The organism is Achromobacter sp. FW305-C-13, from assembly GCF_058783475.1.
In genome coordinates this window covers 142,640-166,600 of the sequence record NZ_JBYSYN010000003.1, presented here as the reverse complement: position 1 = coordinate 166,600, position 23,961 = coordinate 142,640, and the positions used below count along the sequence as shown (strand labels likewise).

The window sequence follows — 23,961 nt, the reverse complement described above, 5'->3', positions numbered from 1 at the left end:
CTCATTCCCGGGCCAACGCCTCGACGGGATCCAGGCGCGCCGCATTGCGCGCCGGCAAATAGCCAAAAAGCACACCGATCAGCGTCGAGCACGTGAATGCCGCCACCATCGATGCCGTGGAATAGATCATCTGGAACGAACCTGCCGTCGCCTTGGACACCAGCACGCCCAGCGCCAGCGACAGGATGATGCCCAGCGCGCCGCCGATCAGGCAGACCAGCACGGCTTCGATCAGGAACTGCTGCATGATGTCGCTGCGACGCGCGCCCACCGCCATGCGCACGCCGATCTCGCGGGTGCGCTCGGTGACGGACACCAGCATGATGTTCATGACCCCGATGCCGCCCACCATCAGCGAGATCAGCGCGATCAGGGACACCAGCAAGGTCATGGTGGCCGTCGTACGCTCGATGGTCTTGCGGATGGCATCCGTGTTGAACACGAAGAAGTCCTTCACCACGTGGCGGCGCATCAGCACGCGCTCGATGGCCCGCTCGGCCGCGGCCGGCGGCGTGGCGTCGTTCACCCGCACCGTAATGCTCTTCAAGTGCTGCTGGCCCAGCACGCGAGACAGCGCGGTGGTGTAGGGGATCCAGACATTCAGCGATTCGTTGTTGCCGAAGACGGAATCTTTCTTCTCGGTCACGCCGATCACGCGGGCCGGCATCGATCCCAGGAACACCACCTGCCCGATCGGGTCCGTATGCGAGCCGAACAAGGTCCGTCGCGTGCCTTCGTCGATCACCACTTCCTGCGCCCGGCGCACCACGCTGGTCTCGTCGAAGAACTTGCCCTGCGCCAGTTTGACCGCGCGCACGCGGAAGTACTGTTCGCCTACGCCCTGGATCGAGCCGTTGACCGACACGTTGCGATAGCGCAGCGTGTTGCTGGTGACGACTTCGGGGGTGACGCTGTCTACATAGGGTTCGCGCGCCAGGGCGTCCGCATCGGCGGCGACCAGCGTGCGGATGTTGACGGCTTTCTCGTCGCCGAAGTCCTTGCCGGGGAACACCTCGACGGTATTGGTGCCGATCGCGCTGATGTCTTCCAGGATCTTGCGCCGCGACCCTTCGCCCAGCGCCACCACCGACACCACGGCCGCGATGCCGATGATGATGCCCAGCATGGTCAAGGACGTGCGCAGCCGGTGCGCGTTCATGGACAGCAGCGCCATGCGCAGCGCTTCGCCGCAGCGGTCCAGGTACGACTGCCAGGCGGGCCGCTTGGGCAATTCCGGCGGCGGGTCGCGGTCGGCGTCCCGGCGCGGCGCGTCGGGATTGCGCTTGTCCGCGACGATCTCGCCGTCGCTGATCTCGATGATGCGTTGCGCGTGGCGCGCCACATTCATATCGTGCGTGACGATGATGATGGTGTGGCCGGCCGCGTTCAGTTCTTCCAGGATGCGCAGTACTTCCTGGCCGGTATGCGTGTCCAGCGCGCCGGTGGGTTCGTCGGCCAGGATGATGTCGCCGCCGTTCATCAGCGCGCGCGCGATGCTCACGCGCTGCTGCTGGCCTCCCGACAACTGACCGGGGCGGTGTTCAGACCGGTCGCCCAGCCCCAGCCGCTTCAACAATTCCTCGGCGCGGGCCATCCGGGCTTCGCGGCGCTTGCCGGCGTAAACGGCCGGCATTTCGACGTTGCCCTGCGCAGTCAAATCGGACAGCAGGTGATAGCGCTGGAAGATGAAGCCGAAGTGTTCCCGCCGCAACTCGGCCAGTTCGTCCGGGCCAAGTTCACCGGTGCTGCGACCGCTGACTCGGTAGTCGCCTCGGGTCGGGCGGTCCAGGCAGCCCAGGATGTTCATCAGCGTGGACTTGCCCGACCCGGACGCGCCCACGATGGCGACCATTTCCCCGGCCTCGATGGTCAGGTTGATGTCCTTCAGGACGGCAATGGTCTGCTCACCCGCGGGGAACTCGCGGCGCACCCCGGAAAGCGAGATTAGCGGGCCGCTCATGTCAGGCCCCCGGCGCCGCGGCGGCCGCAGGCGCAGAATCCGCCGTCACGACCCGCTCGCCCACCTCCAGCCCTTCCAGCACCTGCGCCTGCACGTTGTTGTTCATGCCAATCTTGACCTGACGCACTTCCGTCTTGTTGTCCTTCAAGACAACGCGCACGGCATAGCGGCCGTCTTCGCCGCGCTTGCCCAGCGCCGAGGCCGGCACCACGACGGCGTCCTTGGCCTCGCCCAGCACGATGAAGACCTGGGCGGTCATCGAAATGCGCAGCTTTTCGTCGGGGTTGGGCACGTCGAACAGGCCGTTGTAGTAGACGGCGGCGGTGGTCGAACTGCCGGTGGAAGACGTCAGCGACGACGTCGCGTCGTCTTTCTGGATGGAGTCCGGCGCCGGTTCCACCGCGCGCAGCTTGGCCTGGTAGCGCTGGTCGGGTTCGCCCAGGATGGTGAAGTACACCGGCAGCCCCGCCTTCACGCGGGTCACGTCGGCTTCCGAGATCTGCGCCTTGATCGTCATGGTGTCGACCTGGGCCACCTTGATGATGGTAGGCGCGCTCTGGATGGAGTTGACGGTCTGGCCTTCCTTGGTCACCACGGCCACCACCATGCCGTCGATGGGCGAGACGATGCGCGTGTACCCGAGGTTGACGCGGGCGGTGTCGACCTGGATCTCGGCCTGCGCGATCTGCGCGTCCAGCGAGGCGATCTCCGCGCGCGTCACGGCCAGCGTGGCCTCGGCCGTCTCAAAGGCTTCGCGCGAACTGGCGTCGGCTGCCAGCATCTGGCGTTGGCGCTTGAACGCCAGCTCGGCCTGCTTCAACGTGGCGACCTTGGCCGCGCGTTCGGCGCGGCGCGTCTGCAGGGCCGCTTCGGCATTGCGTAGTTCGTTCTGCTGGGTCAGGTCGTCGATCTCGGCGACCAGTTGGCCCTTCTTGACGCGGTCGCCCAGCGCCACTTTCAGGGACTTCAACTGGCCGGTTGCCTGGGCGCCCACGCTGACGCGCTCGATGGCGTCGATGGTGCCGCTGGCCAGCACGCTGTCTTCAAGATTTGCCCGGCTGACTTCGCCCACCGCGAAGGTGGGTGGCGGCGGCGCCGAAAAGAACATGGCGCGCAGGACGTACGCCACAAGCAGGACGACGACGGCGATCAGCGCATAACGCTTGAACTTGCTGCGGGACTTTTTCATTGAACCTGATTAGAGGAGGCGCGGGCCGCGAACCCGCGCCGGTATTGCAAAGCATAGGCGCCCATCCTAAACGCGCCTTCTGTCCAAACCACTGCCAATCTGTGTCAAAACGGTGAAAAACAGTAAAGCGGCACCGGTTCGTCAAGCCCGCACGCGATTGTTCCGTTGTGAGAACGATACAACGTCTGCGGCGCACGCGCGGAACCCCGCATTGCGCACATGCCGCGAACGTGCCGCCATCTTGCGCCGTAAGCACGCGACTTGCCCGCTAGATGGCGCCTATCTTGTCACCACGCGCTGAAACAATTTGCGGCGGTGCAAAAAAACCGTGCCTCGACATAGACCGACGATCCGCCCAGAATAAATGCAGTTACGCCGTGTCTACCTCCAACAGATCCCCCTCCTCGCCTTCCAGTTCCCCGGAATTTTCCGGGGCGGTGCTGCTGTGCCTGCTGGCAATGATGAATCACGTCGCCCTGACCGGGGGACGGATCACCGTTTCGCTGACCGCGCTGCAGATGGGCCTGTCGACCTTCAAGGTCGGCACGCTGGTGGCTGTGTTCGCCGTGCTGCCGATGCTGTTCTCGGTCCGCGCCGGACGTTGGGTCGACCGGGTGGGCATCGTGCGTCCCCTCGTCATCGGGACGTCATTGGTCGCGATCGGCACCGCATTGCCCTTTATCTCGCAGACCCAGACCGCGCTTCTCATTGCCTCCTGCTGTATCGGCATCGGGTTCATGCTGCACCAGGTCGCCACCCAAGATTTGCTGGGCCATGCCGAGCCCACTCAACGGCTGCGCAATTTTTCGTTCATGTCGTTGGCGCTTGCCGGATCGGGCTTTTCCGGGCCGCTGATCGCCGGCCTGGCGATCGACCACCTGGGCACGCGCACGGCCTTCGGCCTGCTGGCCCTGGGCCCCATCCTGTCCGGGATCGGGCTGTACGCGATGCGGCACCAATTGAAGGCGGTGGATTCGCAACTGGCAGGCGCGAAAGAAGCACAGCGCCGCCGGGTGACGGAATTGCTGGCCGTCCCCGCGTTGCGCCGCATCTTGATGGTCAACACCATCCTGTCCGGCGCCTGGGACACCCATTTGTTCGTCGTGCCCATCTTCGGCGTCGCCATCGGACTGTCGGCCACCACCATCGGCGTCATTCTTGCGTCCTTCGCAGCGGCAACGTTCGTCATCCGCCTGGTATTGCCGCTGATCATGCGCCGTGTGCGGTCCTGGACGCTGGTGCGGGTGGCCATGGCGACGGCCGCCATCGATTTCATGCTTTACCCGCTGTTCACCGACGTTACCGTCCTGATCGTGCTGTCGTTCATCCTGGGCCTTGCCTTGGGGTGCTGCCAACCGAGTATGCTATCTCTACTGCACCAGCATTCGCCGCCGGGCCGCGCCGCCGAAGCCGTCGGCCTGCGGATGGCGCTGATCAACGGGTCACAGGTATCCCTGCCGTTGACCTTCGGCGCGTTGGGTGCGGTAATTGGCGTCGCCCCGTTGTTCTGGGCGTATTCGCTGGCCCTGATGGCGGGCGGATGGGCCAACCGCAATCCCCCGCTCGAGTCTGACCGGAACCCGTAGTCGTGAACATGCAGTCCTCTCCTCCCGCCGCCGGCATCGCCGGCGCCAGCCTGCCCTTTCGCCTCTGGACGCCAGAGGAAAGGCAGGCCTCGCTGGATCAGGCCCTGCAGCATTGGCAATCCGGCGAAGACGTCTGGGTATATGGGTACGGATCCCTGATCTGGCGCCCCGATTTCGATTTCATGGAACGCCGCCTGGCGACCTTGCGCGGGCACCACCGGGCGCTGTGCCTGTGGTCGCGCGTGAACCGCGGCACGCCGGAATGCCCGGGCCTTGTCTTCGGGCTGGACCGCGGAGGTTCGTGCCGGGGCGTCGTCTACCGCCTGGCCGGCGACCAGGTGCCCACCTATTTTCCCGCTCTCTGGGAACGCGAGATGTCCACAGGGGCCTATCTGCCCCGCTGGATCAACTGCGCAACCGACGCCGGCCCCGTCCGTGCGCTGGTCTTCATCATGAACCGGGACAATCCGGCCTACATCCGCGCCCTGCCCGATGCCGAACTGCTGGCCATCGTGCGCCGGGCCGCCGGCCGCTACGGCCCCTGCACCGACTACGTGGTCCAGACCGCCCAGGCGCTACGCGCCGCCGGCATCCATGACGCCCGCCTGGACGCCATTGCCCGCCGGCTGGAACTGGACGGGCGGCCGCTGCCGGAAGGCAGCTGACAGCTCCCCCGCCCGGCCGCGGGCGCCAAACATGCCTGAGACCTGCGCGGGGTCAATAAGGGAGCGATGCCCCAAGCGGTATAAACTCCCTGTTATCAACGCTGAATCCCACGCCTCATGTCCGTCTCCGATCTGCGTCAAAGCTACGAAAAGAACGTCCTGCTGGAAAGCCAGGCCGCCGCGTCCCCGTTCCAGCAGTTTTCCCGCTGGTTCGACGAAGCGCTGGCCGCCAAGGTGCCGGAACCCAACGCCATGACGCTCGCCACGGTGAACGCCGACGGCCAGCCCAGCGCCCGCATCGTCCTGATCAAGGGCTTTGACGAGCACGGCTTCACGTTCTTCACCAACTATGAATCCCGCAAGGGCCAGGATCTGCTGGCCGAGCCGCGCGCCTGCCTGCTGTTTTTCTGGCAGCCGCTGGAACGCCAGGTGCGGATCGAAGGCGTGGTGGAAAAAGTCGCCGCCGAAGAGTCGGATGCGTACTACCACAGCCGGCCCGCCGGTTCGCGCATCGGCGCCTGGGCTTCGCGCCAAAGCCAGCCCATCACCCGTGAAGAGCTGGAAGCCCGCGAGCAGGAATTCCGCGAACGTTTCGGCGAACAGCCGCCGCGCCCGCCGCACTGGGGCGGTTACCGCCTGAAGCCCACCGCTTTCGAGTTCTGGCAAGGCAGGCCCTCGCGCCTGCACGACCGCCTGCGCTATGTCGCCGACGGCACGGCCTGGAATATCGAACGCCTGTCGCCTTGATGCCGGGCGCCCCGCGCGCCCGCCCGACTTAACGATTGCATGCCCGCCTCCTCCCCCGATTTTGACGCCTCTTTCTTCCGTACCGCGCTGGGCCGCTATGCCACGGGCGTAACGGTCGTCACTGCCGCCGGCCTTGATGGCGCCCCCATCGGGCTGACGGTCAGCTCCTTCAACTCCGTGTCGCTGAACCCGCCGCTGATCCTCTGGAGCCTGTCGCGCGGTTCATCCTCATTGGAGGCGTTCGAGCGGTGCGAACGCTACGTGGTCAACGTGCTGAGCGCCGAGCAGATTGCGCTGGCGCGGCGTTTCGCCACGGGCAAGACGCCTGACCGCTACGCCGGCCTGACCGTGCACCATGCGCCCGGCGGCACGCCGATGCTGGACGGCCACTGCGCCGCCTGGTTCGAATGCCGCAACCGCAGCCGCTACGAAGAAGGCGACCACATCATCATGGTGGGCGAAGTCGAACGCTGCGGCCACAGCAGCGAACCGCCGCTGGTCTTCCATGCCGGCGGCTTCGACCTGACCCCGGCGGGTTCCCGGTCCGAAAGGAAAGCGCCATGAGCGTGGACGTCGATTGCGTCGTCATCGGCGCAGGGGTGGTCGGCCTGGCGATTGCCCGCGCGCTGGCCCAGTCCGGCCGCGAAGTGCTGGTGGCCGAAGCCACGGAAGCCATCGGCACAGGGACCAGCTCGCGCAATTCCGAAGTCATCCACGCCGGCATCTATTACCCCGCCGGCAGCCTCAAAGCCCGCCTGTGCGTGCGCGGCAAGCATCTGCTGTACGCGTACTGCGCAGAACGCGCCATTCCGCACAAGCGGCTGGGCAAGCTCATCGTGGCCACCGACCGCGAACAGGCCGCCCAGCTGGAAGGCATCGCGCAGCGCGCCCGCGCCAACGGCGTGGACGACCTGCAATACATTTCCGGCGAAGACGCCATGCGCCTGGAGCCCGCGCTGCAATGCACGGCCGCGCTGGTGTCGCCGTCGACCGGCATCGTGGACAGCCACGCGCTGATGCTGTCGTTCCAGGGAGATGCCGAGAACGCCGGCGCCCAATGCGTGTTCCACACGCCGCTGGTGTCCGGCCGCGTCCGTCCCGAAGGCGGGGTCGACCTGCAATTCGGCGGCGATGAAGCCATGACCCTGACCTGCAACGTGCTGATCAATTCGGCCGGCTTGCAGGCGCCGGCGCTGGCCCGCCGCATCGACGGCGTGCCGCCCGCCAGCATCCCCACCGATTACCTGTGCAAAGGCAGCTATTTCACGCTGTCCGGCCGCGCTCCGTTCTCGCGCCTGATCTACCCCGTGCCGCAGCATGCCGGGCTGGGCGTGCACCTGACGCTGGACATGGGCGGACAGGCCAAATTCGGCCCCGACACCGAATGGGTCGGCACCGAAGACTACACGCTGGACCCGGCCCGCGCCGACGTGTTCTACGAAGCAGTGCGCAGCTACTGGCCCGCCCTGCCCGACAATGCGCTGGCACCCGGGTACACCGGCATCCGGCCCAAGATCTCCGGGCCGCACGAACCCGCCGCCGACTTCGTCATCGCCGGCCCCGCCGTGCATGGCGTGCCCGGCTTGGTGAACCTGTTCGGCATCGAATCCCCCGGGCTGACCTCCAGCCTGGCCCTGGCGGAAGAAACCCTGGCGCGCCTGGCCGCCTGATTCCGCCCCATTCCCCTTCTTACCTCGGCCTATTTCCGCACCATGCAGCACAACGACTACATCCTGACCCTGTCCTGCCCCGATCGCACCGGCATCGTCTACCGCGTCAGCGGCCTGTTGTTCGAATTGGGTTGCAACATCCTGGATTCGCAGCAATTCGGCGATGAGGAAACGGGCCAGTTCTTCCTGCGCGTGCACTTCGACCTGCCCACCGCCGTGGCCGCCAACGACCTGCGCGGCCGTCTGGCCACGCTGTCCAGCGAATACGGCATGGACCTGAAGCTGCACGATGCGCGCCGCAAGGAACGCCTGCTGATCATGGTCAGCAAGCAGGGCCACTGCCTGAACGACCTGCTGTTCCGCGTGCATAGCGGACATTTGCACGCCGAAGTGGCCGCGATCGTGTCGAACCACAACGACTACGCCAGCCTGGCCGCGTCCTACAACATCCCGTTCCACTACCTGCCCGTCACGGCGGACACCAAGGCAGAACAGGAAAAGCAGGTGCTGCAGATCGTGGAGCAGTCAAACACCGACCTGGTGGTGCTGGCCCGCTACATGCAGATCCTGTCGGCGGACATGTGCCGCGCGCTGAACGGCCGCGCCATCAACATCCACCACAGCTTCCTGCCCAGCTTCAAGGGCGCCCGCCCGTATCACCAGGCGCATGCGCGCGGCGTGAAGATCATCGGCGCGACCGCCCACTACGTGACCTCCGACCTGGACGAAGGCCCGATCATCGATCAGGACATCGAACGCGTGGACCACACGATGACCGCCCAGGACCTGACCCAGGTCGGCAGCGACATCGAATCCCTGGTGCTGTCGCGCGCCGTGCGCAGCCACGTCGAACACCGCATCCTGCTGAACCGCAACAAGACCGTCGTGTTCCGCTAAGCCTCAGCTAGCTGTGGCGGGCGGATACTGGCGCGCCACCAGCGCCACCGCCTTCTGCTGCAGCGGCGAACGCGCCTGGGCCGGCCAGATCACCTGGCTGACCGACCGGGCCTCGTGCCCGAAGGCGATGAAGCGCGTTCCCGCCAGGCCGCTGCGCGACAGGCAGGCTGGCACGATCGACACCCCCAGCCCTTGCGACACCAGCGACGCCACGCTCAGCCAGTGGCGCACCTCGTGCCGGATCACCGGCATGAACCCCGACGCCACGCACATCGACAGCACCGTCTCGTAATAGCTGGGCGACGCGGCGCGCGCGAAGAAGACGAAATCATCGCCCGCCAGTTCCGCCAGTTGCAGCGACGCGCGGTCGGCCAGCGGGTGCGAGTCCGGCAGGCACACGACAAAAGGTTCGGCCATCACATCGCGGGCGTGAACCTCGTCCGGCACCGGATTGGCGTGGATGAAGCCCAGGTCCTGCTCGCCGCGCCGGACGGCTTCGATCTGCTCATAAGAGTTCAGCTCGGTCAGCACGTGCTCCACGTCAGGCAGCTCGGCCCGCATGGCGTTGAGCAGCGCGGGCAGGCCGCGATACAGCATGGACCCCACAAAGCCGATGCGCAGCCGGCCGCGCAGGCCCGCATCCACCCGTTGCACCAGCGTACGCACCTCTTCGGCCTGGCGCAGCAAGGTCAACGCCTCGCGGTACAGCACCTGGCCGGCATCGGTCAGCTCTACGTGACGGCTGGTGCGGGCCAACAGGCGCGCGCCCACGTTGTCTTCCAGCTGGCGGATGGCGTAGCTGAGCGGCGGCTGCGAAATGTGCAGGCGCGTGGCGGCGCGGCTGAAATGGCGCTCTTCGGCCACCGCGATGAAGTAGCGCAACAGGCGCGGATCCAGGTCCATCGTCCCCTCCAAATCTATATTTTTTATGGATTGTTCTACACGAAAACGGTATTTGCATAGATTAATCGACCCGCGCAACATCGGCCATCTCCCCCGTTTTCCGCAGGATGCCGCCATGGATACCCCCAAGACCGCCGCCCCGACCGCTGCCCCGACCACCGTCGCCACACCCGTTCCGGACTCCCGCGGCCTGAACCTCTTCAACGCGGACCCCTATGCGGCGGCCCTCAGCCAGCGCTACCTGCCGCCCGCGCTGCATGCCCACCTGCTGCCCCACCTGGAACGGCTGGGCGGCCTGGCCGGCGGCGTCATGGACGAACTGGCGGCCACGGCGGACAAGCATCCCCCCACCCTGTCCGTACGCAGCCGCGCCGGCACCGACGAATCCCGCGTCGACAAGCATCCGGCCTACGTCGAACTCGAACGCCTGGCCTACAGCGAATTCGGCCTGGCGGCGCTCTCTCACCGCGGCGGCGTGCTGGGCTGGCCCGAGCCCATGCCGGCCGCCGCCAAGTACGCGCTGAGCCACTTGTTCGTGCAGGCGGAATTTGGCCTGTGCTGCCCGGTCAGCATGACGGATTCGCTGGCGCGCACGCTGCGCAAGTTCGGCGACCCCGCGCTGGTCGCGCGCGTGCTGCCGCAGGTCACCTCCCAGGACTTCGACACCTTGCGCCAGGGCGCCATGTTCATGACCGAACAGGGCGCGGGCTCGGACGTCAGCGCCACCGAAGTCACGGCCGAGGCGCAGGACGACGGCACGTGGCGCATCCACGGCGACAAATGGTTCTGCTCGAACCCCGACGCCGGCTTTGCGATGGTGCTGGCCCGCAGCGAGCCGCAGCCCGGTTTGAAGGGCGTGTCGCTCTTCCTGCTGCCGCGCGACCTGGCCGACGGCAGCCACAATCACTACCGCATCCTGCGCCTGAAAGACAAGCTGGGCACGCGTTCCATGGCCAGCGGTGAAATCCGGCTGGAGGGCGCGGTCGCCTGGCTGGTGGGCGAACGCGGCCGCGGCTTCAAGCACATGGCCGACATGATCAACAACTCGCGCCTGTCCAACGGCATGCGCGCGGCCGGCCTGATGCGCCGTGCGGTCACCGAAGCCATCTACGTGTCGCAGAACCGCCGCGCCTTCGGCAAGCGCCTGATCGACATGCCGCTGATGCAGCGCCAACTGGTCAAGATGACGGTGTGGGCCGAGCAGGCGCGCAGCGTCATGTTCCAGACGGCCCGCGCGCTGGCCGACGCGGACCACGGCGCGGCCGATCCCGCGCTGGCCCGCATCCTGACGCCCCTGATCAAATTCCGCGCCTGCCGCGACGCCCGCAAGGTGACGGGCGACGCGATGGAAGTGCGCGGCGGCTGCGGCTACATCGAAGAATGGACCGAACCGCGCCTGGTGCGCGACGCCCATCTGGGCTCCATCTGGGAAGGCACCAGCAACATCGTCGCGCTGGACGTACTGCGCGCCATCAAGAAAGAAAATTCGCTGCCCGCGCTGCGTGCCCACATCGACCGCCTGCTGGCTGACGGCGCGCCCTGCCCGCCCTCCTTGGCCGAGGCGCAGGCGCACGCCCTGGAACAGACCTTCGCGCTGGCCGAGCATGCCGCCCAGGGCGACCATGCCGAACTGGCCCGCCAAGCCGCATCGCTGCTGTACCACGCGGTATCGATGGCCGCGCTGCGCTGGGAAGCCACCAGCGCCGGCCTGGAAAGCCGCGCGCAATTGGCCGACCAGGTGCTGCTGCACCGCCTGGCGCCCCGCGATCCCTATGCCATCCCCCCCAACGAAAGCGCGGCCTGCCAGACCATCCTGCATTACGCGCTGTAAACCGACGCCGGCGGCACAGCCGGCGCGCCCCCCCAGGAGACACCACCATGAAACGCCTTCTTGCCCCTCTGATGCTGGCGGCGGCCACCGCCGTGGCCCCGTCCGCACCCGCTTTGGCCGCGGACGCCTTCCCCACGGCCCGCCCCATCACGCTGATCGTGCCCTTCCCGCCTGGCGGCCCCACTGACGCCATGGCGCGTCGGCTGGCCGAGAAACTGCGCGAACCGCTCAAGCAGAACGTCATCGTCGAAAACCGCAGCGGCGCGGGCGGCAACATCGGCTCGGAATACGTAGCCTCGGCCAAGCCCGACGGCTACACGCTGCTGTTCGGCACGTCCGGCCCGCTGGCCATCAATGTCAGCCTGTACAAGAAGCAGGGCTACAACCCCGAAACCAGCTTCGCGCCCATCATCCGCCTGGGCCATCTGCCCAACATCCTGGTCGTGAACCCGTCGGTGCCGGCCAACAACGCGCAAGAGCTCATCGCCTACGCCAAGAAGAATCCGGACAAGCTCAGCTACGCCTCGTCCGGCAATGGCGCCTCGTCGCACCTGGCCGGCATCCTGTTCAACAAGATGGCCGGCACGCAGATCATGCACATCCCCTACAAGGGCACGGGCCCGGCGTTGAACGACCTGCTGGGCGGGCAGGTATCCATGTCGTTCACCGACATCCTGACCGCGCTGCCTTACATCAAGGCGGGCAAGCTGCGCGCCATCGGCCTGGCCAGCGCCCAGCGCTCGGAAGCCCTGCCCGACCTGCCCACCTTGTCCGAACAGGGCCTCAAGGGCTATGACGTCAGCGTCTTCTTCGGCATCGTCGCCCCCAAGGACACGCCGGCCGACGTGGTGAACACGTTGAACCAGGCGTTCAAGACTGCGCTGGCGGACCCGACCATCAAGCAGACCCTGCATTCGCAGGGCATCGTCGAAGCGCAGGACCAGACCCCGCAAGGCCTGGCGGCGTTCATCACCACCGAAGTCCCCAAGTGGCGCGAGCTCATCACCAGCGCCAACGTTTCCATCGACTGAAGCTGACTCTCCATGGCCCCCACCCTACCGAATGCCGGCGCGCTTGCCGGTTGCAAGGTGATCGACCTGTCCCGCGTGCTGGGCGGTCCCTATTGCACGCAGATCCTGGCCGACCACGGCGCCGACGTCCTGAAGATCGAGCCGCCCGGCGGCGATGAAACCCGGGGCTGGGGCCCGCCCTTCCTGGGCGACACCGCGTCCTACTTCATCGGCGTGAACCGCAACAAGGAAGGCATGACGCTGGACCTGTCGCAGGCGGCCGGCCAGGAGTTGCTGCGCCACCTGCTGGCCGATGCCGACGTGCTGGTCGAGAACTTCAAGCCCGGCACGCTGGAGAAGTGGGGCTTGGGTTTCGATACCCTGAGCCAAGCCTTTCCCAAGCTGATCCATTGCCGCGTCAGCGGCTTCGGATCGGATGGCCCGTTGGGCGGGCTGCCGGGCTACGACGCCTGCGCACAAGCCATGTGCGGACTGATGAGCGTGAACGGCGAGGCGGACGGCGACGCCACCCGCGTCGGCCTGCCGGTCGTGGACATGGTGACAGGCCTGAACGCGGCCGTCGCCATCCTGCTTGCCCTGAATGAACGGACGCGCAGCGGCCTGGGCCAGTTCCTGGACATCACGCTGTACGACTGCGCGCTGTCGCTGCTGCATCCGCATGCGGCTAATTATTTCTACAGCGGCAAGGTGCCCCGCCGCAGCGGCAACGCGCATCCGAACATCGCGCCATACGAAACGCTGCCCACCGCCAGCGGCCCGATCTTCCTGGCGGTCGGCAACAACCGGCAGTTCGCATTGCTCGCGCAGGTGCTGGAGGCGCCGGGCCTGGCGACGGACCCGCGCTATGCCGCCAACGCCGACCGCCTGCAGCACCGCCAAGCCCTGCGCGACGAGCTGTCCACCTTGCTGGCGGGGCAGGACGCGGCCGCGTTGGCCGACCGCCTGCTGCGCGCCGGCGTACCGGCTGCCGCCGTGCAAACAGTGGACCAGGCCCTGGCGCATCCGCACACGCGCCACCGCGGCATGGTGCTGGAACAGGGCGACTACCAAGGCGTGGGTTCGCCGATCAAACTGTCGCGTACGCCCGCCACGCTGCGCAAGCTGCCGCCTGCGCTCGCGCCACAGACCGACGCCCAATAAGACGGCCGCCATCGCGACCACGTAGGATGGGTGAAGCGCGAGAGCACCGCCCTACGAACTGCTGCGCCAAGCGCGCGCAACCCATCAAGCAGCGTTGGTGCCGTGGCTGATCCAGCCATTGCTTGCCATGCAGCTTGATGGGTTGCGCGCGTTTGGCGTCGGTGTGCCTGCGTACGTCCTCTCGCGCTTCACCCATCCTACGTCCACATTTTCAACGAATGCCAACAACTAAGACATTTCGTTGCACCGATGTTGCATCGAAAGGCCACCGGCCGCCGTAGACTTTTCGGGTCGCCTCGCGTTGCCGGGCAGCACCTCCCCCAAATTCGAAGAAAGAGGAGAAGGACCATGGCCACGAATGAAACGAAAGAACACGCCCCGCTCAAGCGGGTGATGGGCCCCAAACTATTATTGCTATTCATCGTCGGCGACATCCTGGGCACAGGCGTCTATGCGCTGACCGGACAGGTGGCTGCCGAAGTCGGCGGCGCGGCCTGGCTGCCGTTCCTGGTGGCCTTCGCGGTGGCCTTGCTGACCGCGCTGTCCTATCTGGAACTCGTCACCAAATATCCCAAGGCCGCCGGTGCGGCGCTCTATGTGCACAAGGCGTTCGGCGTGCACTTCCTGACCTTCATCGTCTGCTTCACCGTCATGTGTTCAGGGCTGACGTCCGCGGCCACCGCGTCGCAGGCGTTTGCCGCCAATCTTTTCGCCGCCTTCGGCATCAAGGCGGACAAGACCTGGATCACGTTCGGCGCGCTGGGCTTCATGCTGCTGGTGATGCTGGTGAACCTGCGCGGCGCGGCCGAAAGCGTCAAGGCCAACGTGGTGCTGACCTTGATCGAACTATCGGGCCTGTTAATGGTGATCCTGCTGGGCTTCTATGCCATTACCGGAGGGCAAGCGGACTTTTCGCGCGTGATCGCGTTCGACACGCCCGAAGACAAAAGCGTGTTCCTGGCGGTGACTTCCGCCACGGCGCTCGCCTTTTTCGCAATGGTCGGCTTCGAGGATTCGGTCAACATGGCCGAAGAGACCCATAATCCCAGCCGCATCTTTCCCAAGGTAATGCTGACCGGGCTGGGCATCACCGCCGTGATCTATGTGCTGGTGTCCATCTGCGCAGTGGCGCTGGTGCCGGTGGGCGAACTGGCCAAGAGCTCGACGCCGCTGGTGCTGGTGGTCAAGCGCGCCGCTCCCGGCCTGCCGGTGGAATACATCATGCCCGTCATCTCGATGTTCGCCGTGGCGAACTCCGCGCTGATCAACATGATGATGGCCAGCCGCCTGCTTTACGGCATGTCGCGCCAGGGCGTGCTGCCGGCCTTCCTGGCGCACGTACACCGCAAGAACCAGACGCCGTGGACGGCCATCCTGTTCACCACCGTGCTGGCGCTGGGGCTGATCATCCTGGTGGCGCTGGCGGATTCCGAAGCCATCCGCGCGCTGGGGGGCACCACCGCGTTGCTGCTGCTGGGCGTGTTCGCCTTCGTCAACGTCGCGGTGCTGGTCCTGCGCCGCGACAAGGTCAAGCATGAACACTTCAGCATCAACCGCATCATTCCCTGGCTGGGCGCGGCGGCGTGCCTGTTCCTGGTCACGCCGCTGACCGGGCGCGACGTCATCCAGTATCAGGTGGCGGGCTGGTTGCTGCTGTTGGGCGTCGTGATGTGGGGCGTGACCTATCTGGCGCACCGCAAGGAAGCGCGTATGGAACTGGACCCATCCACGCTGGAGTAGTTCAACGCCACAGGCAGGACGGGCGCCGGGGTTAGCCCCCGGCTGCCAGCCCTTCCCGCCGCGGGTCCACGCCGCCTTGCAGGCCGTTGCCGTCGATGACGATGCCGTGGATGCCGCTGGGGAATTCGGTAATGCGCACCGGGTGCCCCATGCGTTCAAGGGCAGGCGCCAGCGCTTCCAGCGCGGTGCCCTTTTCCAGCTCGGTTTCCTTGTTGCGGCTGCCCATGTTCGGCAGGGAAATCGCGGCCTGGATATCCAGCCCCCAATCCAGCACGCCCACGATCGTCTTGGCCACGTAATTGATGATGGCGCTGCCGCCGGGCGAGCCCACCAGCATGACGGGCTTGTCGTCGCGCAGGACGATGATCGGCGCCATGGCGCTGCGCGGGCGCTTGCCCGGTTCGATGCGGTTGGCGATCAAGCGCCCCTCCGGATCCTTGAACGACGATGAAAAATCCGTCATCTCGTTGTTCAGCAAAAAGCCGCGTACGAAGATCTTGCTGCCGAACTCGCTTTCGATCGTGGTCGTCATGGACAGCGCATTGCCTTGCGCGTCCACCGCCACCAGATGGCTGGTGGACGGCAACTCCAGCGCGTTGTCGCGGCCGAGCGTCAGCAGCTTTCCTTCCGGGTCGCCCGGCAGCGCCACCTTCATGCTGCGGTCGGGCTGGATCAATGCGCCGCGGGCGTGCAGATAGGCCGGGTCCAGCATGGCGCGCACGGGCACCTGAACGAAATCCGGATCCGCCACGTAGAAGTCGCGGTCCGCGAACGCCAGGCGCCCGGCTTCGGAAAAATAATGCACGGCCTCGACCGAGCCGGGCGCGAAGCTGGCCATCGGAAACTGTTCCAGCTCGCCCAGCATCTGCAGCACGGCGATCGGGCCGCTGCTAGGCGGCGCCATGCCGCACAGTCGGTAGCCGCGATATGCGCCGCATACCGGGTCGCGCGTCTTGGCGCGGTAGCTGGCCAGGTCAGCCAAGCTGAGGTCGCCTGGCGTGGCGTGCCCATGCACCGCGGCCACGATATCGCGGGCTATGTCGCCCTGGTAGAACGCATCCGCGCCCTGCTGGGCTACGGCACGCAGCGTGGCGGCGAATTCGGGATTCTTCAGCACATGCCCCACGGGCCACGGCGCGCCGTCAGGCGCATAGAAATACGCCGCGGCAGCCGCCTGCCTGGGCAAGGCTTTGTTACCGGCCAATAGCGCATGCAAACGGGGCGACACCGCAAAGCCTTGCTCCGCCAGCCCAATCGCGGGTTGGAACAGGTCGGCCCAAGGCAGCACGCCCGCTTCCTTGTGGGCCAGTTCCAGGCCGCGCAGCAACCCGGGCACGCCTACGGACATGCCGTTGTTGACGGCTTGCGCGAAGGGCAGCGGCTTGCCCTGCGCATCCAGAAAGCGGTCCGGGCGTGCGGCCGCGGGCGCGGTCTCGCGGCTGTCAACCGTCTGGATGCGCCCGGTCTTGGCCGAATACAGCACCATGAACGCACCGCCGCCGATACCGGAAGATTGCGGTTCCACCAGATTCAGCACGAGTTGGGTTGCGATGGCGGCGTCCACCACGCTGCCGCCCCGGCGCAGCATTGCTTCGCCCGCCTGGGTCGCCAGCGGGTTGGCCGAGACCATCATGTAATGCGGCGCGCGCACCAGTTCGCGCGCCTGCGTGCCGCTGGCGGCTTCGGGATTGCGGTCTTCGGCCGCCTGCGGTGTGCGTGCCCACACGGCGGGCGCAGCCGCCATGGCGGCTGCAAGCAGGAAGGCGGCGGCGTAGCGGCAGGCGCGCATGATCTGGCTCCGGGGTAGCGCCGGCGTTCCGGCAGGCGTCCATCATAATCAAGGCCCCCGCCGCTGTCCCGGGGCTGCGGCCCGCGCGCCGGAAATGGCTGCTCCACGCCTTCCGACATAGAATCCCGGTTCCGGTCCTTCTTCCCCATCGAGCCATGCGCCTGCGCCACATCGAGATTTTCGAAGCGATCCGCCGTACCGGATCCCTGACCGAGGCCGCCGCCACGCTGCATATCTCGCAACCCGCCGCCAGCAAGCTGCTGGCGCACGCCGAGGCCCAACTGGGCTTCAAGCTGTTCGAACGCGTAAAGGGCCGGCTGGTCGCCACACACGAGGCCGACATCCTGACGCCCGAGGTCGCGCGCCTCTCGCAAGACTTGAACAGCGTGCGCCGTCTGGCTGCGAACCTGCGCGACCGACCCAACGGCCACTTGCGCCTGGGATGCGCGCCCGCGCTTGGCCTGGGACTGTTGCCGGGCGTGGTGCGAGACAGCCGTGACGCGCAGCCCGGCATCACCTTCGATATCCACACGCATCACAGCGCTGAACTCGTGCAGGGGCTGCTGACCCGCGAACTGGATCTTGCCGTCACCTTCGACACCAACGACTATCCCGGCCTGACGCGCATGGGCCTGGGCCATACTGAACTGGTGCACCTGAGCCGCACGGCCGGTTCGGGCCCGATACGGCTGCCGGAGCTGACGACGCCGTCGGGCGGCACGCTCATCGTGCTGGACGCCAGCGATGCTTCGGGCGCCTTGCTGCAGATGGCGCTGGACGCGCAAGGCCTGGACCCGCAAGTCGCCATCCAGGTGCAGACGCATTACGTGGCCTGCGCGCTGGTCGATGCGGGGTGCGGCGACGCCATCGTTGACGCCATCACCGCGCAGGCGATGTTGCGGCCGGGCATGCACCTGCGCCGGCTGGAACCCGCGTTGCGCGTGCCGATCAGCATCATGGTGCGCAACCAGGACCCCTTGTCGTCCCTGCACCGCGACCTGATCGAACGCTTGCGCGCAGCGTGCGCCGAACGCATCGCCGCGCTGGACTTGCCGGCCTGAATTGCGGGCCTGAATTGCAAGCCCTACGCCAAAAGAAAACGGGCGCCCGAAGGCGCCCGTTTTGTCGTGCAAACCGGGGCGGGCCAAAGCCTGCCCCCGCGCGCAGCATCAGTCCAGCTTGATGTTCTGCTTCTTCACGACGTCTTGAGCCCAGTCGAACTGCTCTTTGATCTCTTTGGCGAACTCTTCCGGCGTGTTGCCCGACGGTGCCGAGCCCTGGTCGTCCAGCGCCTTGATGACCTTCGGATCCTTCAGGGCCACGACAGCCGCGTCACGCAGCTTGTTCACGACGTCCATCGGGGTGCCCTTGGGTGCCAGCAGGCCGTACCAGACCGGCTGGTTCAGCACGGGGTAGCCGGCTTGCTTGAAGGTCGGCACACCCTTGACGGCAGCGATTTCCTCGGGCCATGCGATGGCCATGGCGTGCAGCTTGCCCGCCTGGATCTGCGGCATCGACGACGGCAGGTTGTCGAACAGGATTTCGATCTGGCCGCCGACGGCATCCGCCACGGCCGGGCCCGAACCCTTGTACGGCACGTGCACGATGTCGGTGCCCGTGGCCATCTTGAACGACTCGCCCATCAAGTGCAGCACGCCGCAGGTGCCCGAGCTGCCGTAGGAGTACTTGCCCGGGTTCTTCTTCAGCTCTTCGACGAAGCCCTTGAAGTCCTTGGCCGGGAACTTCGGATTCACAGCGACCACGTTGGCCGTGTTGGCGAAGTTGGTGACGGGCTGGAAGTCCTTGATCGGATCGTACGGCAGGTCCTTCGGACGGCAAGCCGGGTTCACGGCCATCGTCGAAACGGTGGCGATGGACAGCGTATAGCCGTCGGCATCCGCGCGCGCGGCTTCCGCTGCACCAATGGCGCCGCCTGCGCCGCCCTTGTTTTCCACAACCATCGGCTGGCCGAGTTCCTGGCTCATGCGCTGCGTCACCAGACGCGCGATGATGTCGGTGGAACCGCCGGGCGCGAACGGAACGATCACGCGGATGGGCTTGCTGGGGTACTTGTCGGCGGCGTGTGCGACCGAGGCGCCAAGCGTGCCGGCAGCGCCAGTAGCCAAAGCGATAGCCACGGCCAGGGAGCGAACTTTATTCATAGGTGTGTTTCCTCCAAGATTGCGAGCCCGTATGTAAACGGCCCGTTTTGTGATGTGCCCGCCTGTAGGCGGACCAGCAGTTAACGGTGGGGGCGCTTTGCGTGTGTGCTGCGTGTTTCGCGCTGCTTTTATGGATTGCTTGTGGCACACGCGCCCGCCAGAATGACGGAGAATAGCAGCAAATGCTTACACACGCATAGCGTGCGGATCCGCAGACACCCCCCTCAGAAAATGCCTTTCCGGCGAAGGCAAAATCTTCTGGTTTTCCCTTATTTCATGCGGTTTACGCGAGGCTTGGCGGACTCGCGCCGCCCCATGAAAAATGGCCGCCCGAAGGCGGCCATTGTCACGCTTTGGCAAAGCCGATCAGGACGGCTTGTGCGCGTTGGTCATGGAGCCCGGCACGACCCATTCGGCGAACTGCGCCTCGGTCACATACCCCAGCGCCAGTGCGGATTCCTTCAGCGACAGCCCTTCCTTGTGCGCCTTCTTGGCGATCTGCGCGGCCTTGTCATAGCCGATGTGCGGATTCAAGGCCGTCACCAGCATCAGCGAACGGTCCACCAGCTCGGCGATGCGCTCATGGTTGGGCTCGATGCCCGCGGCGCAGTGCTCGTTGAAGCTGGCCATGCCGTCGGTCAGCAGGCGCACGGATTGCAGGAAGTTATGGATCACCAGCGGCTTGAACACGTTCAGTTCGAAGTTGCCGCTGGCGCCGCCGATGTTGATGGCCACGTCATTGCCCAGCACCTGCGCGGCCAGCATCGTGATGGCTTCGCACTGCGTCGGGTTGACCTTGCCCGGCATGATCGAGCTGCCCGGTTCGTTTTCGGGGATGCTGATTTCGCCCAGGCCGGAGCGCGGGCCGCTGGACAGCCAGCGCACGTCGTTGGCGATCTTCATCAGGCCGGCGGCCAGCGCCTTCAGGGCGCCGTGCGCGAACAGCAGCGCTTCGTGCGAGGCCAGCGCCTGGAACTTGTTGGGTGCCGATACGAAGGCCGTGCCGGTGGCGTGCGCCAGGTCCGCGGACACTTTGGCGCTGAATTGCGGATGCGCGTTCAGGCCGGTGCCCACGGCGGTGCCGCCGATGGCCAACTGGTGCAGGCCGGGCAACGTTGCCCGGATCTGCTGCTCGGCCAGGTCCAGCTGCGCGACATAGCCCGAGAGTTCCTGGCCCAGCGTCAGCGGGGTCGCATCCTGCAGGTGAGTGCGGCCGATCTTCACGATGTCGTAGAACTCGGCGCTTTTCTCGGCGAAGGTCGCGCGCAGCTTCTTCAGCGACGGCAGCAGATGGTGCTCGACCTCGACGGCGGCGGCCACGTGCATGGCGGTCGGGAAGGTGTCGTTGGACGATTGGCCGCGATTGACGTGGTCGTTCGGGTGCACCTTGCGCTCTTCACCGCGCACGCCGCCCAGCAGCTCCGAGGCGCGATTGGCCAGCACCTCGTTCATGTTCATGTTGCTTTGCGTGCCCGACCCCGTCTGCCAGACGGACAGCGGAAACTCGTTGGGCCATTTGCCGTCGATGACTTCGTCGGCGGCGCGGATGATGCCGTCGGCGATCTTCGGATCCAGCTCACCCAGTTCGGCGTTGACCTTGGCGGCCGCGCGCTTCAGACGAGCCATGGCGTTGACCAGGGGAACAGGCATCTTCTCGGTCGAAATCGCGAAAAAATGCAGCGAACGTTGCGTTTGGGCGCCCCAGAGGTGATCCTCTGGGACTTCGATGGGCCCAAACGTGTCTTTTTCGATGCGGGTCTTCATGGCGCGTACAACTCCGTGGCGACGTAAGTCGCGGCCGGCGGCACCCGCCAAGCGCGACATTATTGAGAATAGCAATCACTTATTAGATTAGCAGAAACCCGCATTCCTATAATTGCTGGAATCCGTGTTCCCTCCACCGTTTTTTACCACTCGCCCAGCGCCATGTCCGCCCCTCTTTGCAGCCTGACCTTGCACCTGCCCGACGAAGCCGCCACGGAATCGCTGGCGCGGCAGCTTGCCCCCTTGGTTTCCGGGGGCAAAACCGGCCCGGCAGGCGCTTGTATCCACCTTCAAGGGGACCTCGGAGCAGGAAAAACGGCCTTCACCAGGGCATTGTTGCGGGAATGCGGCATCACTGGCCGAATCAAAAGTCCAAGCTACGCGCTGCTTGAATCCTATAAAGTTTCTAACTTATACTTCTATCATCTTGATTTTTATAGATTTAGTGATTCGCGTGAATGGTTGGACGCAGGATTCCGGGATTTACTGCGTGACGATGCGGTCGTTTTGATCGAATGGCCGGAGCGGGCCGAAGGTCTTTTGCCCCCGCCCGACCTGCTGATTTCCCTGGCTTATGCCGGCGAGGGACGTGACGCCACCCTGACCGCGAACACCGCTCGAGGACAAACATGGTTGAACGCGATTGTCCCCCCGCCAAAGACGGCGCCCTTCCCTCGGCAGGCGCCACCCGGCGCCGCCTGATCAGCGTCGCGGCCACGCTGCTCGTCCTGCCGGTTCTGCCGCGCCTGGCGCAGGCCGCGACGATCCTGGCCGTCCGTACCTGGCCGGCAGACGAATACACCCGGGTCACCCTCGAACTCGACAGCGAGCTCAAGGCCGAACAGTTCACGCTTGAAAACCCCCACCGCCTGGTGGTGGACATCGAAGGGCTGACCATCAGCGCGGCCCTGAACGACCTGGTCTCGAAGGTCCGCCCGGACGACCCCTATATCCAGAGCCTGCGCGTAGCGCAGAACCGCCCGAACGTCGTGCGGCTGGTGTTCGACTTGAAGCAGCCCGTGGCGCCCCAGGTGTTCACGCTCAAGCCCGTGGCTGACTACCAATACCGGCTGGTGCTAGATCTGTACCCCAAGATCGCCCAGGATCCCCTGGTGGCGATCCTGAACAAAAGCGGGGCCGACGCGGACGACCCCCTGGCACGCATCCTGGAAGACATCCAGCGCAATCCGGCAACCCGCGCTGATCCGCCCGAACCGCCCCGTGTGAAGGGTCAGCAGCCGGCCCCGCCGCTGCCTACGGCGCCCAAGCCACCGCCCGCCACCGCCGGCCGCGGCAAGCAGCGCATGTTGACCATCGCGCTGGATCCGGGTCATGGCGGCGAAGATCCTGGCGCCATCGGCAGCAGCGGCTTGCGCGAAAAAGACGTGGTGCTGCGCATCGCCCGGCGCCTGAAGGCGCTGATCGACAGCCAGCCTTTCATGCGCGCCTACCTGACGCGCGACGACGACTACTTCGTGCCGCTGCATGTGCGTGTGCAGAAGGCCCGCCGCGTGCACGCGGACCTGTTCATCTCGATCCACGCGGACGCCTGGGTCAAGCCGTCTGCCAATGGATCGTCGGTGTTCGCGTTGTCGCAGCGCGGCGCCACCAGCGCTCAGGCGCGCTGGATGGCCGACAAGGAAAACGCGGCCGACTTGATCGGCGGCGTCAACCTGGGCAGCCACGACCGCCAGGTGGCCAAGGTGCTGCTGGACCTGTCCACCACCGCGCAGATCAATGATTCGCTCAAGGTCGGCAATGCCTTCCTGGACGAGATCAAGAAGATCAACCGCCTGCACAAGAACAGCGTCGAGCAGGCCGGCTTTGCCGTGCTGAAGGCGCCGGACATCCCCTCCGTGCTGGTCGAAACCGCGTTCATCAGCAACCCCCAGGAAGAAGCCCTGCTGCGCAGCAACGCGCACCAGGACAAGCTGGCCCAAGCCATGATGACCGGCATCCAGCGCTACTTCACCGCCAATCCGCCGCTGGCGCGGCTGGGCGACGTCAGCTGATCACGCTGGCGTAAAAAAGGCGATGCGTTCTGGACGCATCGCCTTTTTTTCTTTTGGAAAGCCGTCGCGCGGCCCTGTGTGATTGATGGGTTGCGCGCGCTGCCGGGCCGGCGTTCTAGGCGACAGCCTCGCGCGCTACACCCATCCTACGAGCGGCGGGATTTGATCAGCTTGAATATGCCGGCGCCGACGACCGGCACGATCGCCGCGGCCAGGCCCAGCAGCACGATGGTGTTCAGGTGTTCACGCACCAGCGGGATGTTGCCGAAGAAATAGCCTGCGGCGACCAGGCTCACGACCCAGAGCAGCGCGCCCAGGACGTTGAACAGCTGGAAACGCGACATCGACATGTCGGCCACGCCCGCCACGAAGGGTGCGAACGTGCGCACGACAGGGATGAAGCGCGACATGACGATCGTCTTGCCGCCATGCTTTTCGTAGAACGCGTGCGTGCGCATCAGCGCGCCCCGGTCCAGGAACCGCAGGTTCATCGAGAACACGCGTGGCCCGATGTAGCGGCCGATCATGTAGTTCAGCGTATTGCCGGAGATCGCGGCGACGATCAGCAGCACCCCCATCATGACGGGATCAATATGCCCCGTCGCGCCGAACGCGCCGGCAATGAACAGCAGGGAATCGCCAGGCAGGAAAGGCAGGACGACCAGCCCCGTTTCCGCAAACACAATCAAGAACAGCACCAGGTACACCCACACGCCGTATTGCGCGACCCAGACGCCCAGCGTCTTGTCGATGTGGAGCACCATATTGAAAAATTCAAGCATTCAGCAGCCCGGAAGTCGGTAGAGGGTTAATCCCCAGCGACTATAGCCCACCCGGCCATGGCGCTAAAATCATCCACATAGCCCCACCAGACC

At 65.8% G+C, this 23,961-nt stretch carries 20 protein-coding genes; 13 read left to right on the top strand and 7 right to left on the bottom strand.

The window, feature by feature from the left end; all coding sequences use genetic code 11:
* Position 1: 1 nt before the first annotated feature.
* Together AC3WMU_RS19705 and AC3WMU_RS19700 are read right to left on the bottom strand one after the other, a co-directional pair.
* Positions 2-1,960 carry a MacB family efflux pump subunit gene (locus AC3WMU_RS19705; RefSeq protein ID WP_006226392.1) on the bottom strand — a complete coding sequence of 653 codons (1,959 nt, stop codon included), beginning with the start codon at positions 1,958-1,960 and terminating at the stop codon, positions 2-4.
* Position 1,961: 1 nt separating this feature from the next.
* Positions 1,962-3,149 carry an efflux RND transporter periplasmic adaptor subunit gene (locus tag AC3WMU_RS19700; protein WP_006226391.1) on the bottom strand — a complete coding sequence of 396 codons (1,188 nt, stop codon included), beginning with the start codon at positions 3,147-3,149 and terminating at the stop codon, positions 1,962-1,964.
* A gap of 377 nt (positions 3,150-3,526) precedes the next feature.
* On the opposite strand from AC3WMU_RS19700, the gene AC3WMU_RS19695 reads away from it, so the two are divergent.
* From AC3WMU_RS19695 to purU, 6 genes are all read left to right on the top strand, one after another.
* On the top strand, positions 3,527-4,735 hold the full coding sequence (locus AC3WMU_RS19695; protein WP_085946962.1) for an MFS transporter: 1,209 nt from the start codon (positions 3,527-3,529) through the stop codon (positions 4,733-4,735).
* 2 nt (positions 4,736-4,737) lie between these two features.
* The gene (locus AC3WMU_RS19690) at positions 4,738-5,400 is read left to right on the top strand and encodes a gamma-glutamylcyclotransferase (protein WP_035213776.1); all 663 of its coding nucleotides are present in this window, start codon (positions 4,738-4,740) and stop codon (positions 5,398-5,400) included.
* A gap of 117 nt (positions 5,401-5,517) precedes the next feature.
* Positions 5,518-6,147: a pyridoxamine 5'-phosphate oxidase gene (gene pdxH, locus AC3WMU_RS19685; RefSeq protein WP_088587712.1), complete on the top strand. Its 630-nt coding sequence runs from the start codon at positions 5,518-5,520 to the stop codon at positions 6,145-6,147.
* Between the two features lie 39 nt (positions 6,148-6,186).
* Positions 6,187-6,711: a flavin reductase family protein gene (locus tag AC3WMU_RS19680; protein ID WP_006226386.1), complete on the top strand. Its 525-nt coding sequence runs from the start codon at positions 6,187-6,189 to the stop codon at positions 6,709-6,711.
* Positions 6,708-7,817 (top strand): NAD(P)/FAD-dependent oxidoreductase, encoded by a 1,110-nt coding sequence (locus AC3WMU_RS19675; RefSeq protein WP_492282858.1) that lies wholly within the window; start codon positions 6,708-6,710, stop codon positions 7,815-7,817. The genes AC3WMU_RS19680 and AC3WMU_RS19675 overlap by 4 nt, the downstream gene beginning before the upstream one ends.
* Before the next feature lie 42 nt (positions 7,818-7,859).
* A complete protein-coding gene (gene purU, locus AC3WMU_RS19670) occupies positions 7,860-8,714 on the top strand; it encodes a formyltetrahydrofolate deformylase (RefSeq protein ID WP_492282857.1) in 855 nt (284 codons plus the stop codon).
* A gap of 3 nt (positions 8,715-8,717) precedes the next feature.
* Here the strand turns inward: purU and AC3WMU_RS19665 are convergent, their stop codons facing one another.
* Positions 8,718-9,617 carry a LysR family transcriptional regulator gene (locus tag AC3WMU_RS19665; RefSeq protein WP_492282856.1) on the bottom strand — a complete coding sequence of 300 codons (900 nt, stop codon included), beginning with the start codon at positions 9,615-9,617 and terminating at the stop codon, positions 8,718-8,720.
* Positions 9,618-9,732: 115 nt separating this feature from the next.
* Here AC3WMU_RS19665 and AC3WMU_RS19660 point away from each other — a divergent pair, with 115 nt between their 5' ends.
* From AC3WMU_RS19660 to AC3WMU_RS19645, 4 genes are all read left to right on the top strand, one after another.
* Positions 9,733-11,448, top strand: coding sequence for an acyl-CoA dehydrogenase family protein (locus AC3WMU_RS19660; RefSeq protein WP_492282855.1), 1,716 nt, complete (start codon positions 9,733-9,735; stop codon positions 11,446-11,448).
* A 47-nt stretch (positions 11,449-11,495) separates the two neighbouring features.
* Positions 11,496-12,479: a Bug family tripartite tricarboxylate transporter substrate binding protein gene (locus AC3WMU_RS19655; protein WP_492282854.1), complete on the top strand. Its 984-nt coding sequence runs from the start codon at positions 11,496-11,498 to the stop codon at positions 12,477-12,479.
* A 12-nt stretch (positions 12,480-12,491) separates the two neighbouring features.
* Positions 12,492-13,619 (top strand): CaiB/BaiF CoA transferase family protein, encoded by a 1,128-nt coding sequence (locus tag AC3WMU_RS19650; RefSeq protein ID WP_006226380.1) that lies wholly within the window; start codon positions 12,492-12,494, stop codon positions 13,617-13,619.
* A 348-nt stretch (positions 13,620-13,967) separates the two neighbouring features.
* A complete protein-coding gene (locus tag AC3WMU_RS19645; RefSeq protein WP_492282853.1) occupies positions 13,968-15,359 on the top strand; it encodes an APC family permease in 1,392 nt (463 codons plus the stop codon).
* 31 nt (positions 15,360-15,390) lie between these two features.
* Here the strand turns inward: AC3WMU_RS19645 and ggt are convergent, their stop codons facing one another.
* Positions 15,391-17,148 carry a gamma-glutamyltransferase gene (ggt, locus tag AC3WMU_RS19640; protein ID WP_492282852.1) on the bottom strand — a complete coding sequence of 586 codons (1,758 nt, stop codon included), beginning with the start codon at positions 17,146-17,148 and terminating at the stop codon, positions 15,391-15,393.
* A 155-nt stretch (positions 17,149-17,303) separates the two neighbouring features.
* On the opposite strand from ggt, the gene AC3WMU_RS19635 reads away from it, so the two are divergent.
* The gene (locus tag AC3WMU_RS19635; protein ID WP_006226377.1) at positions 17,304-18,209 is read left to right on the top strand and encodes a LysR family transcriptional regulator; all 906 of its coding nucleotides are present in this window, start codon (positions 17,304-17,306) and stop codon (positions 18,207-18,209) included.
* Between the two features lie 108 nt (positions 18,210-18,317).
* Here the strand turns inward: AC3WMU_RS19635 and AC3WMU_RS19630 are convergent, their stop codons facing one another.
* Together AC3WMU_RS19630 and fumC are read right to left on the bottom strand one after the other, a co-directional pair.
* Positions 18,318-19,310, bottom strand: a complete 993-nt coding sequence (locus tag AC3WMU_RS19630) for a tripartite tricarboxylate transporter substrate binding protein BugE (RefSeq protein ID WP_280028939.1) — start codon at positions 19,308-19,310, stop codon at positions 18,318-18,320.
* Positions 19,311-19,676: 366 nt separating this feature from the next.
* Positions 19,677-21,074: a class II fumarate hydratase gene (fumC, locus tag AC3WMU_RS19625; RefSeq protein ID WP_492282851.1), complete on the bottom strand. Its 1,398-nt coding sequence runs from the start codon at positions 21,072-21,074 to the stop codon at positions 19,677-19,679.
* A 162-nt stretch (positions 21,075-21,236) separates the two neighbouring features.
* Between fumC and tsaE the strand changes: the two genes are divergently transcribed.
* Both tsaE and AC3WMU_RS19615 read left to right on the top strand, forming a co-directional pair.
* The gene (gene tsaE, locus AC3WMU_RS19620; RefSeq protein ID WP_006226373.1) at positions 21,237-21,776 is read left to right on the top strand and encodes a tRNA (adenosine(37)-N6)-threonylcarbamoyltransferase complex ATPase subunit type 1 TsaE; all 540 of its coding nucleotides are present in this window, start codon (positions 21,237-21,239) and stop codon (positions 21,774-21,776) included.
* A complete protein-coding gene (locus AC3WMU_RS19615; protein WP_006226372.1) occupies positions 21,704-23,086 on the top strand; it encodes an N-acetylmuramoyl-L-alanine amidase in 1,383 nt (460 codons plus the stop codon). Before tsaE ends, AC3WMU_RS19615 begins: the two co-directional genes overlap by 73 nt.
* 146 nt (positions 23,087-23,232) lie before the next feature.
* On the opposite strand, the gene AC3WMU_RS19610 is transcribed toward AC3WMU_RS19615, so the two are convergent.
* Positions 23,233-23,868 (bottom strand): VTT domain-containing protein, encoded by a 636-nt coding sequence (locus AC3WMU_RS19610; RefSeq protein WP_006226371.1) that lies wholly within the window; start codon positions 23,866-23,868, stop codon positions 23,233-23,235.
* Positions 23,869-23,961: the final 93 nt, after the last annotated feature.

Coding starts and splice junctions, on each gene's coding strand:
- AC3WMU_RS19615 (WP_006226372.1), top strand. CDS start 21,704: ATGGTTGAACGCGATTGTCCCCCCGCCAAAGACGGCGCCCTTCCCTCG.
- AC3WMU_RS19650 (WP_006226380.1), top strand. CDS start 12,492: ATGGCCCCCACCCTACCGAATGCCGGCGCGCTTGCCGGTTGCAAGGTG.
- pdxH (WP_088587712.1), top strand. CDS start 5,518: ATGTCCGTCTCCGATCTGCGTCAAAGCTACGAAAAGAACGTCCTGCTG.
- AC3WMU_RS19655 (WP_492282854.1), top strand. CDS start 11,496: ATGAAACGCCTTCTTGCCCCTCTGATGCTGGCGGCGGCCACCGCCGTG.
- purU (WP_492282857.1), top strand. CDS start 7,860: ATGCAGCACAACGACTACATCCTGACCCTGTCCTGCCCCGATCGCACC.
- tsaE (WP_006226373.1), top strand. CDS start 21,237: ATGTCCGCCCCTCTTTGCAGCCTGACCTTGCACCTGCCCGACGAAGCC.
- AC3WMU_RS19630 (WP_280028939.1), bottom strand. CDS start 19,310: ATGAATAAAGTTCGCTCCCTGGCCGTGGCTATCGCTTTGGCTACTGGC.
- AC3WMU_RS19645 (WP_492282853.1), top strand. CDS start 13,968: ATGGCCACGAATGAAACGAAAGAACACGCCCCGCTCAAGCGGGTGATG.
- AC3WMU_RS19700 (WP_006226391.1), bottom strand. CDS start 3,149: ATGAAAAAGTCCCGCAGCAAGTTCAAGCGTTATGCGCTGATCGCCGTC.
- AC3WMU_RS19705 (WP_006226392.1), bottom strand. CDS start 1,960: ATGAGCGGCCCGCTAATCTCGCTTTCCGGGGTGCGCCGCGAGTTCCCC.
- AC3WMU_RS19665 (WP_492282856.1), bottom strand. CDS start 9,617: ATGGACCTGGATCCGCGCCTGTTGCGCTACTTCATCGCGGTGGCCGAA.
- AC3WMU_RS19635 (WP_006226377.1), top strand. CDS start 17,304: ATGCGCCTGCGCCACATCGAGATTTTCGAAGCGATCCGCCGTACCGGA.
- AC3WMU_RS19660 (WP_492282855.1), top strand. CDS start 9,733: ATGGATACCCCCAAGACCGCCGCCCCGACCGCTGCCCCGACCACCGTC.
- AC3WMU_RS19680 (WP_006226386.1), top strand. CDS start 6,187: ATGCCCGCCTCCTCCCCCGATTTTGACGCCTCTTTCTTCCGTACCGCG.
- fumC (WP_492282851.1), bottom strand. CDS start 21,074: ATGAAGACCCGCATCGAAAAAGACACGTTTGGGCCCATCGAAGTCCCA.
- AC3WMU_RS19610 (WP_006226371.1), bottom strand. CDS start 23,868: ATGCTTGAATTTTTCAATATGGTGCTCCACATCGACAAGACGCTGGGC.
- ggt (WP_492282852.1), bottom strand. CDS start 17,148: ATGCGCGCCTGCCGCTACGCCGCCGCCTTCCTGCTTGCAGCCGCCATG.
- AC3WMU_RS19675 (WP_492282858.1), top strand. CDS start 6,708: ATGAGCGTGGACGTCGATTGCGTCGTCATCGGCGCAGGGGTGGTCGGC.